The sequence below is a fragment of the Halodesulfovibrio oceani subsp. galateae genome (genome assembly GCF_055397225.1).
Map to the genome: position 1 here is coordinate 1,740,241 of NZ_AP042453.1, position 14,389 is coordinate 1,754,629.

At 44.6% G+C, this 14,389-nt stretch carries 16 protein-coding genes and 2 tRNA genes; 3 read left to right on the forward strand and 15 right to left on the reverse strand.

The features are described from left to right. The 13 genes from ACZ5V1_RS07670 to ACZ5V1_RS07730 all read right to left on the reverse strand — a co-directional run bounded on the left by ACZ5V1_RS07670 (position 1) and on the right by ACZ5V1_RS07730 (position 10,730). On the reverse strand, positions 1 to 444 hold the full coding sequence (locus ACZ5V1_RS07670; RefSeq protein ID WP_464391355.1) for a GatB/YqeY domain-containing protein: 444 nt from the start codon (positions 442 to 444) through the stop codon (positions 1 to 3). A 105-nt stretch (positions 445 to 549) separates the two neighbouring features. Next, a complete protein-coding gene (gene rpsU, locus ACZ5V1_RS07675) occupies positions 550 to 753 on the reverse strand; it encodes a 30S ribosomal protein S21 (protein ID WP_020001651.1) in 204 nt (67 codons plus the stop codon). 159 nt (positions 754 to 912) lie between these two features. Further along, positions 913 to 1,095, reverse strand: coding sequence for an RnfABCDGE type electron transport complex subunit D (locus tag ACZ5V1_RS07680; protein WP_160710985.1), 183 nt, complete (start codon positions 1,093 to 1,095; stop codon positions 913 to 915). Between the two features lie 15 nt (positions 1,096 to 1,110). Further along, positions 1,111 to 1,383, reverse strand: coding sequence for an HU family DNA-binding protein (locus tag ACZ5V1_RS07685; RefSeq protein WP_160711562.1), 273 nt, complete (start codon positions 1,381 to 1,383; stop codon positions 1,111 to 1,113). A 175-nt stretch (positions 1,384 to 1,558) separates the two neighbouring features. Beyond that, positions 1,559 to 2,377 carry a 16S rRNA (adenine(1518)-N(6)/adenine(1519)-N(6))-dimethyltransferase RsmA gene (gene rsmA / locus ACZ5V1_RS07690; RefSeq protein ID WP_464391356.1) on the reverse strand — a complete coding sequence of 273 codons (819 nt, stop codon included), beginning with the start codon at positions 2,375 to 2,377 and terminating at the stop codon, positions 1,559 to 1,561. 24 nt (positions 2,378 to 2,401) lie between these two features. Further along, positions 2,402 to 3,832: an alpha,alpha-trehalose-phosphate synthase (UDP-forming) gene (locus tag ACZ5V1_RS07695; RefSeq protein ID WP_464391357.1), complete on the reverse strand. Its 1,431-nt coding sequence runs from the start codon at positions 3,830 to 3,832 to the stop codon at positions 2,402 to 2,404. Between the two features lie 138 nt (positions 3,833 to 3,970). After that, complete coding sequence (gene otsB / locus ACZ5V1_RS07700) at positions 3,971 to 4,765, reverse strand: trehalose-phosphatase (RefSeq protein ID WP_464391358.1); 795 nt, start codon at positions 4,763 to 4,765, stop codon at positions 3,971 to 3,973. Next, positions 4,743 to 5,264: a DUF2062 domain-containing protein gene (locus tag ACZ5V1_RS07705; RefSeq protein WP_464391359.1), complete on the reverse strand. Its 522-nt coding sequence runs from the start codon at positions 5,262 to 5,264 to the stop codon at positions 4,743 to 4,745. The genes otsB and ACZ5V1_RS07705 overlap by 23 nt, the downstream gene beginning before the upstream one ends. 23 nt (positions 5,265 to 5,287) lie before the next feature. Next, positions 5,288 to 7,327, reverse strand: coding sequence for an elongation factor G (gene fusA / locus ACZ5V1_RS07710; protein ID WP_464391360.1), 2,040 nt, complete (start codon positions 7,325 to 7,327; stop codon positions 5,288 to 5,290). A gap of 27 nt (positions 7,328 to 7,354) precedes the next feature. Next, a complete protein-coding gene (locus tag ACZ5V1_RS07715) occupies positions 7,355 to 8,179 on the reverse strand; it encodes a hypothetical protein (RefSeq protein WP_464391361.1) in 825 nt (274 codons plus the stop codon). A 59-nt stretch (positions 8,180 to 8,238) separates the two neighbouring features. Next, a complete protein-coding gene (locus ACZ5V1_RS07720) occupies positions 8,239 to 9,354 on the reverse strand; it encodes an LptF/LptG family permease (protein ID WP_464391362.1) in 1,116 nt (371 codons plus the stop codon). Continuing rightward, on the reverse strand, positions 9,342 to 10,469 hold the full coding sequence (locus ACZ5V1_RS07725; RefSeq protein WP_464391363.1) for an LptF/LptG family permease: 1,128 nt from the start codon (positions 10,467 to 10,469) through the stop codon (positions 9,342 to 9,344). The genes ACZ5V1_RS07720 and ACZ5V1_RS07725 overlap by 13 nt, the downstream gene beginning before the upstream one ends. Before the next feature lie 75 nt (positions 10,470 to 10,544). Continuing rightward, complete coding sequence (locus ACZ5V1_RS07730; RefSeq protein WP_464386566.1) at positions 10,545 to 10,730, reverse strand: hypothetical protein; 186 nt, start codon at positions 10,728 to 10,730, stop codon at positions 10,545 to 10,547. A gap of 157 nt (positions 10,731 to 10,887) precedes the next feature. Between ACZ5V1_RS07730 and ACZ5V1_RS07735 the strand changes: the two genes are divergently transcribed. The 3 genes from ACZ5V1_RS07735 (at position 10,888) to ACZ5V1_RS07745 (ending at position 11,978) form a co-directional block, all read left to right on the forward strand. Next, entirely contained in the window at positions 10,888 to 11,697 is an 810-nt protein-coding gene (locus ACZ5V1_RS07735) for an undecaprenyl-diphosphate phosphatase (RefSeq protein WP_464391364.1), read from the forward strand. 103 nt (positions 11,698 to 11,800) lie between these two features. After that, positions 11,801 to 11,877: transfer RNA gene (locus ACZ5V1_RS07740), tRNA-Met, on the forward strand. A 24-nt stretch (positions 11,878 to 11,901) separates the two neighbouring features. Further along, positions 11,902 to 11,978: transfer RNA gene (locus tag ACZ5V1_RS07745), tRNA-Met, on the forward strand. A 148-nt stretch (positions 11,979 to 12,126) separates the two neighbouring features. Here the strand turns inward: ACZ5V1_RS07745 and ACZ5V1_RS07750 are convergent. Together ACZ5V1_RS07750 and ACZ5V1_RS07755 are read right to left on the reverse strand one after the other, a co-directional pair. Continuing rightward, positions 12,127 to 13,155 (reverse strand): glycosyltransferase family 8 protein, encoded by a 1,029-nt coding sequence (locus ACZ5V1_RS07750; RefSeq protein ID WP_464391365.1) that lies wholly within the window; start codon positions 13,153 to 13,155, stop codon positions 12,127 to 12,129. Positions 13,156 to 13,214: 59 nt separating this feature from the next. After that, positions 13,215 to 14,279 (reverse strand): capsular polysaccharide export protein, LipB/KpsS family, encoded by a 1,065-nt coding sequence (locus ACZ5V1_RS07755; protein ID WP_464391366.1) that lies wholly within the window; start codon positions 14,277 to 14,279, stop codon positions 13,215 to 13,217. Positions 14,280 to 14,389: the final 110 nt, after the last annotated feature.

Genomic DNA, 14,389 nt, shown 5'->3' on the forward strand with positions numbered 1-14,389 from the left:
TTATGCGAGCTTTGCGCGAACTGATGCACTCAGTTTCTTACCGTCTACGCGACCTTTGTACTCTGCCATAATGGCATTCATTACCTTACCCATATCTTTCATGCCGGCTGCGCCGGTTTCTGCTACGGTTTTGGTAACAAGTTCTTCAAGTTCAACGTCGGAAAGCTGGCTTGGCAAGTAAGTCTGCAAAACTTCAAGTTCTGCGGCTTCAATTGCAACAAGGTCTTCACGATTCGCCGCGCGGAACTGTTCAATAGAGTCCTGACGCTGTTTAGCCTGCTTCATCATAACATCAAGCATTTCTTCATCGGTAAGTTCACGCTTGAGGTCAATCTGCATGTTTTTCGCAGCAGTTTTCAGATGACGCAGTACACCAAGTGCAACTTGCTCCTTGGCTTTATAGGCAGTAATGTAATCTTTATCGATCTGCTGAATAAGGCTCATGCTGTCACTCTTATGTAATTTTTGCATAGAATAATGCGGGGATCCGATAACGAATCCCCGCCAAGAAGCATCTATAGATGCACCCGCCGTAGCGGTGAACTAGTACTAGTACTGGTTCATCTTTCTCATCTTCTTAAGAAGACGTTTACGGGCAGCTGCTTTCTTCTTCTTACGCATTACGCTAGGTTTTTCGAAATGCTGACGTTTTTTCATTTCTGAAAGAATGCCTGCCTTTTCAACCTGCTTTTTAAAGCGTCGAAGCGCGATGTCGAAGTTGTAATCACCATCATCGAGATATACGCCTGGCATGAAATATCACCACCTTCATTACTTAATACCTCAAACGCAAACGCGTCCAAGACAAGAGCGTAATTTACGGTCTGATTTGTTTTTTTGCAAGTTATTTTTTATATCTTGCGCATAAAAAAAGCCTACTGCAAGCAGTAGGCTTTTTCTAACAAACAAAAATTAGTGACTGTGTCCGTGATTTTCATGCTTCGCATGAAGAATGGACTTAAGAATTACGTAACCCAGTCCACCAAGAATTACGAACAGAACAGCGTAGAGTGCTCCGAAAAATACGAAATGATCAGGCATCCACCAGGGAATATCCTGAGGCAATGCGCTCTGAAGAGTTTCACCGTGCAGCATAAGAGCCTCCTCCTACTACTTAACAGCTTCTTTAAGCAGTTTTCCCGGACGGAATTTTACTACTTTAGTTTCTGGAATGATAATTGGATCACCACTCTGAGGGTTGCGGCCCAAACGTTCTTTACGCTCTTCGACAACGAAGGTGCCAAAGCCTGTAAGAGTTAATTTACCTTCAGCCACAAGAACATCCTGTACAGATTCAAGGAATGCGTTCAGGGAGCGTTCTGCATTTGCTTTAGTGAGATTTGCTTTTTCAGCAATTCGTTCTACGAGTTCCGCCTTGGTCACGGTCACGTCCTCCTCTCTGGGGGTTGCAATAATTTTCGCCAAAGCGCACACACTCTAGCTAGAAAAAAATATTACTGTTATTTGAGATATAAGCCCAAACTTGTTAGTCGATACCAGATGCATTCAGCATATGCAACGGTTTATACACTCTTAGCCCCTTGTAAACAGGGGTTTTCTACTTTTTAGGACAGCTTTTCAACGCATCAGCCAATATTTGAAATTGGCGAGTGGTAAGCGTCTCAGGCCTTGCAGAGCCTTGCACGCCAGCTTTTTCAAGAGCTTCACCAGCTCCGGAAGCAACGCAACCTTTTAAAATCTTCTGCAATTGCTTTCTGCGTTGCTGAAAAGTTACTTTTAGTAACCATGAAAGGGCGTCAGGGTCAAAATCACGTTCTTCGGCAGGAGTCGGCACAAAACTCAGCACTGCTGAATCAACCTTAGGACGTGGAAGGAATACCCCTGGAGGAACAATAAATTCACGCTTTGGCTTGCTATAGCTCTGCAACCAGACTGACAGCGCCCCGTACTGTTTGGAAGATGGAGCAGCAACAATTCTGTCCCCCACTTCTTTCTGAATCATAAAAACAGCACGTTTCAAGCCGGTAGACTTACTTAAAATATCCCACATCAGTGGAGATGCAACGTTGTATGGAAGGTTGCCAATAACTTTCCATGGCTTTTCAGGAGTCAAATTCTCCCACGGGAACAGCAAGGCATCTGTCAGCACAACCTGCAATTCAGGATCACCAGCAGGCGGCAAACGCTTATGCTCATGAGCCCAATGGTGATCTTTTTCAAGAATCGTAAACCAAGCCGGCTTGCGATTATGAATAAGATGCGTCAACGCACCCGGCCCCGGGCCGATTTCAATAACATGATCTTCAGCTTCTATGCGAAGCGCATCAACGATACGGTTAGCCGTATTTTTATCCTGCAAAAAGTTCTGACCCAAACTTTTCTTTGCGCGAGGTCCTTGCTTAATATCCAATGCCATGTGTGTATATCCAGACAGGCAACGCTACTTTGCAAAAGCAGATGCAAAAAAGCTGTCGACCCATTTAAAAATGTCATTTTTGCGGATTGATTCCCGCATTCTATCCATCCGTCCCTGTCGCTCTTTTTTATCCATCATATATGCTTGACGAATAGCAGCAGCAACACCTTCTACATCAAAAGGATTGACCAGTATAGCCCCATTTCTAAGCTGTGCTGCGGCACCGGCAAACTCACTTAACACCAACACACCTGTGCGTTCAACATTTGCCGCACAGTATTCCTTGGCCACAAGGTTCATCCCGTCACGAAGCGGGGTTACTAAGGCGATACTGCTGGCTCGATAGTACCCAAGCAACTCTTCAAAAGACAAATTACGATACTGATAATGAATTGCCACGTACCCCGGCACAGAAAACTCACCGTTAATTCGCCCCACAAGCCTTTCAATTTCCCTTTTCAGCTCTGCATACAATGGAATAGTCGCCCTGCTGGGGACAACAACCTGAAGCAAGCTCACCTGCCCTTGCAACTCAGGATACATTGTTAGCAACCTATGCATTGCCTTGAGCCGAAGCGGAATACCTTTGGTATAATCAAGACGATCTACACCCAGAATTATCTTTCTGTTCGGCAACGCTTTATGCACCTGCTGCGTAGCTTTTCGAACACCAGTAGATCGAGCTGTCTGGTAAAAATTTTTGTAATCGATACTGATAGGGAACGCACCAATTTTAACCACGCGCGACCCTACCCTTGCATGCACGACCTGCCCGCGACCGGACACACGGACTTTGGGAACCAGTACCGAAATAGCTTGAATGAAATTTCGCCTGTCATGCAAAGTTTGAAACCCTATCTGATCGTATTCCAATAAAGCCTGTAGCAATTCAGTACGCCAAGGCAGATGCTTAAATCTATCAACAGAAGGAAACGGAATATGAAGGAAAAACCCCGTACGCCGGCAGTCTCCGGCCTCACGCATATATTTTGCTACATGCATCAAATGGTAATCATGCACCCAGATATAGTCGCCTTCGTTACCAGTCTCAACAGTACGGAACGCAAATAGCTCATTCACATCCAGATACGTCCGCCAGTAATCTGCCTTAAAATCACATTCGAACTGAGAAGCATGGAACAGCGGCCAGATTATTTGATTAGTAAATCCAAAATAAAAATCGTCTATTTGTTCCGTCGTCAATCCAACTTGCAATAATCTGTAGCCTGTTTCTTCGGAAAAAAGACGCAAGGCTTCATCAACCCCTTCAGCGTCCGGTGTTCCGGCCCAGCCTATCCAGGTGCCTTTACTTGCAGTCAATACTGGCGACAATGCCGTGACCAAGCCACCAGAAACCACAGAAGAGTGGCACGTTCCATCAGCACATTCCAACGAAACGGGTAACCTGTTTGAAACTACAATAAGACCTTGATCGTCTTTAAAATTATGGGGCATGGGAACTCCTTTACGATTATTCAGCATATTAGAATACCCAGCTTAATCAAACGAAACAATGAGAGTTACCAATACATGGAAAGAAAAAAGCCCCGCACTGCAAAATGCAGAACGGGGCAAAAAGTCAAATTACGACCGCTATGAAAGAGCAGATGCAGTCGCGTTTAAAAAATCAATAATATGTCGCCCATAAGGCCTTTCAGGTAATAACCATTTTGCGGCAGAAGGACGTTTCTCTCGCCCTATCAGGATGGTGTGACTTCGGTCATCAAGAGCACGGAACGCATCTTCATCTGTCACATCATCACCAATATATACCGTTACAGCATCTTTAGGCTCTTCTGAAAGAACAGAATAAATAGCGCGAGACTTATTCATTCCAGGCACACGCATTTCCATCCCTTCATGAAAGTCCAGAAGCTCTAAACCAAATTCTTCGGCAACAGGCTCCCACAGCTCATCAATCTCTGTGAGATACTGCGGAACAAGTTCTGCATTAACGCCGCTTACGTGAGCTGCCACACTGCTAGGCTTACGTTCAATAGCATTTTCATCCAACAAGCCTGTAATCTTTTCGACAGCAATGCGTAGTCCTTCACGGGCTTCATCAGAAATAGTAGCCAGCTCCATCTGTCCGGTTACCCGCAAGTGTTCACCACCATGCGAGCCCCACGCTTCAAAAGGCAAACGACTTTGCAACAGTGGTTGAAGCTCCATCACCATTCGCCCACTCACGAGTACAGTGCGGCAATGCTTAATAGCCAGAAGTCGTTCCAGCGCCTCACGAACACCGGGAAATGGTCGAGCATTATCTCTATCCGGCACCAAAGGCGCTAACGTGCCATCGTAGTCCAGAAAGATAACTGCCCTGCGACAGGCAGCCAACTGTTGTCCAAAATCAGCCTGTTCCTCAGCTGTCCAAGTTTTTATCATTACTGCTCTGGTCTCCGTGCCTACTCTTATATTGATTAATAAGTCGTATCATGCGGCGTTGACGAAAACGAGTAACGGCTCTGAACGTAATAAAATACGATAGGATGGAGCATGGCACAGCCATCACCAAGCCACCTGTCATCATTACGATCACGATCCCACCACCTTGTTCGAACAGCTCTTTCAGTTCCATATGGTGAGGATCAAAGGTTACATCAATAGGAATAATCCAATTACCGATGAAGAAACAAGCAGTGTAAAAAGGAACCCAGTTTAACGGGTTAGAAACCCATGTTCCCGCTGCCGCTGCAATTTTACTGCATCGTAACACAAACGCCAGTGCAACAGCCACAACGGTTTGGAATGGCAGCACAGGCAGACAACCCGTAAACACACCGGCAGCCACACCTAACGCAATAGAATGCGTTGAAACTTTCAAACGCATTACACGTAAGTAGTTATATCTAATAGCTCGCTTAAATGATTCCCAGAACCGCACCAAAAACTCCTCGTTTCTAATTTCTACGACAATGTATCAAATCGCAAAAACTGAATTACCAGCCCAGCGCGCCCCTGTGTTGCAGAACGCAATTCTGTTGAAAAACCAAAAAGACTACACATAGGAGCTAAGGCTTTCACCATTTTCACCCCAGCGCGGTCAAAGAGGTTTTCAACTTTTGCGCCCTTTGCGCCAAGCAAGCTGATAGCGTCCCCGACATTTTCATCAGGAACAGAAATCTCTACGTCCATTATCGGCTCAAGCAACTCTGGCTTTGCATTTCTCAGCGCAGCCTTCAAAGCCATGCCCGCAGCCATTCGATATCCCGGTTCAGATGAACAATCGTTGCGTTTTATTTCTGTAATAGCAACTTCTACGTCCTGCACAGGGTAGCCCTTTATCACACCGCATTGCAAGCCGTCCTTAACGCCCTGCTCAACAGCATCTACCCATGCCTCCGGCCATTCTGAAATATCAAAAGTGAACCGCACCATATTACCAGCATCGCGTTCACGGGGAGAAACCGTCAGGGCTGCATACCCATAATGGCGTCTATCTCCGAGTTCACGATCAAATTCTTCCACAGCGGAGCCCTTACCGCTGATTGTCTCCTGATACACAACCTGAGGATTCCCAACACGCGGTGTAACATGATACTCACGATTAAGACGATCTACGATCACTTCTAAATGAAGCTCACCCATGCCGGAAATTACACGCTGTCCTGTTTCAGGACTTTGCTCATACTGCAATGTAGGATCTTCCAACAGCAGTTTTTCCAACACTTCATCAAGCTTTTCAGCATCTTCAGAATTAGCAGGCTCCAAAGCACGGGAAATAACAGGTTGGTACCCTGTAATGTTTTCAAGCAGGTATGGATTCTCTTCAGTCGCAAGAGAATCACCAGTTTTTGCAAACTTCATCCCAGCCAAAGCAACAATCTCACCTGCGCGTGCTTCTTCAACTTGCTCTCTATGGCTTGCATGCAAACGGTAGAGACGGGCAGGTTTCTCTTTTTTACCCTGCGTAATGTTCTGCACAGAATCACCAGATCGCAGTGTACCGGAATAAATACGAGCCAGCACCATCTTACGTCCTTCATCCATGTACACTTTAAAAGCAAGTGCACCTAGCGGACTTTCAGGTGAAACGACAAGCTGTTCTGCTTTTCCAGTTGCAGGTCTGATTGCTTTAGGTGCAGGAACATTGAGTGGTGCCGGTAGGTAATCAAACACACCATCCAGCACACATTGTACTCCTACATTCTTCAATGCAGATCCACAAAAAACAGGTGTGATGGACAGATTGAGTGTAGCTTTACGGATGCATTCCTTGATCAAATCAAGCGGAACTTCTTCCCCGCCAAGATACAACTCCATAATCTCATCATCAAAATCAGAAATGGTTTCAAGTACCTTTTCACGCCATTCTTCAGCAAAGGCTAATTCATCGCCTTTAAGAGGCGTACGAGTGTACTCTCGCCCTTCTGTTTCCTGATCAAAGTCCAGACGCTCAAGCGTTAAGACATCAACAAGACCGGCGAACTCATCACCTTCACCAATCGGAGCTACAAGCACTAATGGAGAAGCGTTCAAACGTTCACGCATAGATTCAAGCACTGAGTTAAAATCAGCACCGAGTCTATCCATCTTGTTGATCAAAGCAATTTTGGGAACTTTAAATTTTTCAGACTGCCGCCAGACAGTTTCTGATTGCGGCTCGACACCGCCTACGGCACAAAAAACACCCACAGCGCCATCAAGCACACGTAATGAGCGCTCAACTTCAATGGTAAAGTCTACATGTCCCGGGGTGTCGATGATGTTAATTACACCATCGTTCCATTCGCATGAAGTGCACGCTGAAGCGATCGTAATGCCTCTTTCCTGCTCTTCCGGCATAAAATCCATAGTTGCAGTGCCATCATGCACTTCACCCATGCGGTAAATCTTGTCGGTGTAAAACAGAATTCGTTCAGTAAGTGTCGTTTTACCGGCATCAATATGCGCAATGATGCCAATATTTCTCAAGTTGTCCAGATAGGAATTTGCGCTCTTGCTCATTGATTTTACCTTCACTCAAATGCGATGTTACACTTCGGAAAGAAGAGAAAAGCGACGATGCGTAAACCACTGGGGCAATAAATCCGGCCAGACCCAACAGCCCTCCTGTCCAGCGCCTAATGACACAGGAACAGTATCTGCCACAGTATCCACAACATCAGCCTCGCAGCAAATGGCGGCAAAAGAAGAAGGCGAAGCAAGATCATCAGCCGCGACATCAACGATATTTAAATCCGGATGAGCCCATGCAAGCAAATCTCTATCAAAAGAAGCACCAGACAGGACACCAAGACTCGTATGCTGAGGCTCAAACCATGCTGAAAGACCATTACTTAGTACGCCAACATGATGTACTGCTTGCCTGGCTGTTTCGCCAAGGGCAAGAATTCGGCCGCTAGTTCCCGATGCGGACAGTTCTGCCATAAACAAAGCAGTGTTCTCAGCATCAAGCTGTACAGCCATTTCAATACCTGCCAGCTCAAGGGCAGCAAGGCATTCCGCTGCCACTGGTGCATCACCAGAAAAGACAACAAGGATATCTTCTACACCACTAAGCAACGGCATCATTGCTGCAGCAAGAAGGCGCACGCCTGACGCATACGCAGAATCTACAACCACGGCAGTCCAATCTACAGGACGACTTTCCGCAATGGATATATGTCCTTGCCGCCAATGGTTTTCCTGTCTTCCCCACATGACCTGAGGAGTTCCATGCAACGCGTGCAATCGTGCAATTGTAGTCTTAAGCCATGCACGGCGGTTATCCGGCACAGCATCATATGCGGCTCCAAAGCGTTCATCATCAACAACAAACACTTCTAACCATTCAGGATAAAAGCTATTTTCAAACATATAAACTCCATACACCCATTTTTAAGCGTATGACAAATATTATTACGGTAATAAAAGAATTACGAGGTACTACCGGAAAGCGTCATGGAGGACGTTTTCTTCACACGGGAACGGGTATACCAGAGAACACGTCCAAGAGTGATCACGCCAAACAAGATATTCGCAAACCATGCACCAAACACAGGGTTAACAAAACCACGTTCACCGAGAGCACCAAACCATGTAAAGAGTGCATAAAATGCAAAGGTAATAATAAGTCCGATGGAGATATTAAGATAAAGACTGTCTCTCCAAGTAAGGAGCATCAAGGCTATCAGTCCCATTAACAATACCGCAGCCGCATAAGCAATTTTTTGCTGATATGCTGTTTGCAAAGCTTCAACGTTGGAACCGGATTTTTCCAATCGATCAATCGCTGCACCAAGTTCCCATAAAGCCAGCCTATTCAAATCTGCATCCGCGGATACAGTCTTAAACACACCCAATCTCTGCTCTATAGGCAATACCAACTCTGGCATTGTTGTCTCACTATAACTGCCTGGTTCTGTGCGAAGAACGGAGGTCAATAGCCAGCCTTCAGGCTGTACTTTCATACTCTGCGCTTTAATAACTTCCTGAATAGTGTCGCCATCTGGCAAGATACGCAGAATAGTGACACCTTCAGCTTTTTCCGCATTCAGATGAGCTACGTCCAAGTTAATGACATACTCGCCCTCAAGGAACCAGATATCGCGAACTGTTGCATTGGTAGAAGATTTACCTCGTACTTCTTCATTCCATATACGACGAGACTCAACATCACCCATTACTCCGAGATACTGTGAGAATCCAAGCTGAAGTACAGCCCAGAATAACCCCATGTACACGATAAAACGGGCAAGCGAGATAAAAGAAACGCCACCAGCCTGCAATGCAACAAGTTCTTTGTTACGGGACATAACGCATAACTGGACAGTGCAGGAAAGCAAAAACACCGCAGGAAGAATTTGCGAAACAATAAGTGGAAGCTTACAGATGAAGTACAGAGCGACAGTAGAAAAACCAAGCCCCACTTCAAGAAAGTCATCCAATTTTTCAAACAAATCTGTCAGCAAGTATACCGCTGTGCCAATACCCAGAATAAGCAGCATCAAAAAAAGATTCTGCTTAAGCATATAGCGAGTTAAGAGCGACATGTTCCGCCCCCTTTATCCTTGCGTCGGAAAAACATCACATGTGTGATCATAGCTGTAATATTTATAGTTCGCTCTTTTGCAGTAAAATACAGCCCGGCAATAGCCAGACCGGCAAAAAGGACGTTCGGAATCCAAAGGCTGATCGATGGAGAAATACCACTTCCCCCTTCACCACTTTTCATGCTGATAGAAAGCAGGCTGTAATAAACAAGGAAGTTACCGAGAGCCATAACTACCCCCATCTGCTGACGCATGCCTTCAAAAGCACAGGCAAGCGGCATAGCAAATAAGCCAAGCACAATGCAGGCAAAAGGCATTGCCCAGCGCTTTGGTATCTCTACGTCTGTTTTACGAATAAAGGACTGACTCTCTGCAAGAGACGGGTCATTTTTGATAGCTTGAAGTTGAGGATATGACATACCTGAAGGACGAAGCTTGCCCAAGTGCACACCTTTTACAAGTTGCGACAAGGCTAAACGAACAGTGTACCGATTAAAGCCGAGCACACTAATCTCGTTATTATCCTGACGATAAAGCTTTCCGTTATTCAATACAAAACGGATTTCACCCATCTTTGTATCAGAAATAATCTTACCAGTCGGAGCAACAATAGTTACACCTCCGGAGTCCCTACTGGTATCCTGAACTAATACGTGTTCCAGTTCACCTGTGGCAAGGCTTGAGCTGCGTGAATAAATCATCAAATTCGGGATAGACTTATTGAACACACCCGGCTGCAAAACAACTTTTGCGCGAGTTTGGGCCAATTCCAAGACGGATGTTCGAAAATTATCCATCCCCCAAGAAATGCCAAACATAGAAACCCAAAGCGTAAGCAACGTGCAAAGTGACCCGAACACAACAGGTGCAGGTAAAAGTTGGTATAAGCTTACGCCGCTGGCTTTCAACGCGACAAGCTCTCTATCTGAACTCATACGCAAGAACGTAAGAAACACAGATAGCATAGTTGCTATGGGAATAATCATAAGGAGAACGGCAGGAATCAAGAACCCGAAGAGCTTAAGCATTTCGAGTATCCCGACATCAAGTCCTAAAAACAGCTCTCTAAGCTGTAATACCTTTCCGATTACGATTAGAAAAACCAAAGAAAACATAGCCAGACAGAAAATGGATATATGCTCCTTAAAAATCTGCCTGTGAACTAAACTGACTCTAAACAGAACAGCCCCCTAGTGGTCACTTTCTGATTGTTTAAAAAAATCTTTAAGCATTTCTGCTTCCTTAGGACTCAGGTTAAATCGCATTCCCGCTTCATCCAACAATTTGTTTAAATTTTTCGGATACTCTTTACGGTGCTCTTCTATATACGCGGCAGCTTTCCTAACAAGCTCACTCTGCGGCATAATTGTAGTCATCTGCGACTCCCCGTTATTGGTGGTAGATACAACCTAATCCTTTAACATGGAAAAACATGGCAATCTAACTTACTAACCAACACCTTGCAACTAGCTCTACTATACTGTATTTTTCTGCAATTGTTGCCATTAACCCTAACACACATACGACATATATATGACAGAACTCTTTTCCGCCGTTATTCTCGGCATTATTGAAGGCTTAACAGAATTCCTGCCGGTATCTTCATCCGGACACCTCATCATCGCAGGACATCTTCTCGACTACACAGGCCCTAAAGCGGAAGTGTTTGAAGTTTTTATTCAACTTGGTGCCATTCTTGCCGTTGTCATACTCTACCTTAACAGATTTTTGGGGTTACTGAAAAACACACCGGAAATTCCTTTTTCGGGCATACGCGGCTTATGGATGCTTTTTCTCACATCGCTTCCCGCCAGCATTCTTGGATTGCTTCTTAGCGGGTATATTAAAACATACTTGTTTAACCCTGTAACGGTTTCCTTTGCCTTAGCTGTCGGTGCAATCTTTATTCTCTGTGTCGAAAAGCATGCTCCCTCACATGATCTGGAAAAAGCAACATTCCACACACTGGATGAAATTACGCCTAAGCTTGCCTTCGGTATCGGCTGCTTTCAGTGCCTTGCCCTCTGGCCCGGCTTTTCCCGCTCTGCAGCAACCATTATGGGCGGTATGCTCCTCGGAGCACGCCGTACTCTTGCCGCGGAATATTCTTTTCTAGCTGCCGTGCCTATTATGTTCGCTGCAACCGGCTATGACGTATTGAAAAATTATCAACTCTTTACTACTGCCGATATTCCTTTTTTTGCTGTAGGATTCATAGTCTCATTTCTTTCAGCATTAATTGCAGTTAAGACATTCATCACACTTGTTGGCAAGATGACGTTCAGACCTTTCGCGTGGTACCGATTAATTATCGCACCGCTAGTATACCTTTTCTGGACTTAGACTTTTTTGTTTCTAACTTAACTTTTTTCAAAAAATGCTTGCATTGTGCTTGAGATTTCCTTAAACACTCTCCCGTCGCAACAAACTGCGACGCACAAGAGATGGCGAGGTAGCTCAGTTGGTTAGAGCATGCGGCTCATATCCGCAGTGTCGGGAGTTCAATTCTCTCCCTCGCTACCACCTCTTGTTCCTATATATTTTGATGGCGAGATAGCTCAGTTGGTTAGAGCATGCGGCTCATATCCGCAGTGTCGGGAGTTCAATTCTCTCTCTCGCTACCAAAGAAAAGACAAGGGTCGTAGATGAAAATCTACGACCCTTTTTTCGTTTTTACGAACTTAATGACTATTAACAACTAATTAGAGCTCCTAACTAGACGCAATGTTGCCTACCTCATTCGAGGGAACATTTCATTATGAGCAAATGAATTCAGCGTCCCAACATAAAATATTTTACTTTGGTCAGCTTCTCTTGAAAATGGTCAGGAAGTTTTTTGTACAGGTAATGAAAACTCTTAAAATCAAAAAAACGCTCTCTCAGCGTATGCTTAAAGTGAATAATCTCAGAGTATAGCATAGCCTCGTAATATGGAGTCTGTCTGGCGTATTGCCAAAAATATGTCGCCAATTCACGCTGAGGTTCACGCCATGGCTTAATTGAAGAGGCATAGTGGAGTAAAAACGGTGAATCACATCCCAACAGATACAACTCATACAATTCTTTTCCCAACTCTTTTTGCAAGTCATCTGCTAAAAAAGGAAGATTCCACATCACATTCCATTGGTAATCCAAATAATGCACTCGCCCCTGACACACTGCATTTAACACGCACTGGTCAAGAACTCTTGGCTGAGGTAGCTCTTCAAGAACTTCAATGCATCTTTGCAACAAGTCACAACGTCGCATCTCCTCAGTATTAAATAGCAAAACCCCTGCCTGAAAAATGCCATCCAGGTCCAAAATTTTCAACTCATCCAGAAAATACTCTTTCCAACCTCGTATAGAATTTATCTGCTGAGTCACACCCAAATCCCGCACCGCACCGATCAACGAATCCTTCAAATTTATGACATACAGTTCCTGAACATCTCTAAGGGCAACAATGTCACAATCAAGATAAAGGACCTTATCATAGTCGCTAAAAATTTCAGGGATGAAAAATCTAAAGTATGTAGGGAGAGTATAATAGGCTTTTGTCACAAACAAAACATGAAACCGCTGCTCCATAAATTCGTTAACATTGAATAGCCGTATGGAAACATTCTCTGCTCCCATAGAAAGTATACTCTTTCGCGCGCTCGAAGACAGTTCCTGATGTAGTACGACAAAATCGTAGTTATGCTCATCAGAAGCCTGTTGAATAATAGATTGGATAGTCACACACAAATAAGGCACATACTGTGGATCTGTAGAAAGACAAATGGCAACGTTATTTTCTATAAAAGCTGGTGAAAGCATTGTTTCCTTCAATCAACATAGTAAAATTAAAAAAAGCAACCAGATGAGGTGCAAACAAATCAGGAAAGAAGTCCTATTCTTTTTAATATTCGTCCTGCCCAGAATCGTGAAAGCCCGAACATCAACTTATGCAATGGATATTTCGGAAAAGTCTCTAACTCACCACCCACGTAATTCCTTTTTGAGACCATACCCTCGATACCCAAATGTACATCTATACCCAACATGGTTTTGTTGGATATTTGTCGATTGAATAACAAATCATACAAAAAACACCCAACTTCATCAGCAGAAAGACTCTTACTTCCAAAAGAATCGCCCTCTACATAACGCATTCCCTTTAATGAAGAAAAGATTCCCTTGCCGAAAGCCATCACATGACAATCATACACCAACGCTTCAACAAGCGTTGTACTGTTTAAGCCTATCACAACAGCCGCTTCTGCCAGACAATCATGCAACGGAGCCGTTCCATCTATTCGAAAGTCGGTACGGCTAAACTTTGGGCATTCTGCAATACTCAGAGGGTGTGGACGGATAACAACATTGTATCCTTCAGGAATCCAACATTCAAGCATACCCACAAACTCTTGATTCGATTTATAGGGAGAAAAGCATTGTACGCTGGTGTCGCTCTCGATCTGTAATGGAACCAGCACAAGGTTAGATTTTTTGGTAAGCTCTCTGCCTGCCCGTATCTCTGCAAGGGCACTTTGAAGCTGCTTTTCCTGAGCAGGAACCAGTGTCTTGGAATATGATGTTTGTGAAATGGAGCTGTTTCCATTCACTCCCGAGGGATCACAATAAAAATAGTCACGCTGGAGAAGCCACCCCAGTTCCAGATGATAAAGTTGGGCATGCAGATCCAGTTCACCGACCACGCTTATGAAGTCCTGATGAAATTCATCCAGCCCATTCCAGATGAGGATTCTATCAGGAGTAAGAGCTGTCAGGTAGTCGTGATATTCTTTCTTCCGTCTCACTAACTGAGCAAAGCCTAATTCTGCATCTTCTGGACAATACACAGATGTCGAAGCCCTATTCCCTCTCACAAGTTCTGCCATAGGACCGGAACAGTTTACCCAGCCGAACTCGCCTTGTCCGCCATTTAGTCGACAACGCACTCGTTCATCCACGAGACAAAAAACCTCATGCCCAAGGCTTCTCAAATGACTACGAAGACGCTTGCAAAATAAGGCTCTATTAATATCCGGTATAGGTTCATAAAAAAGAA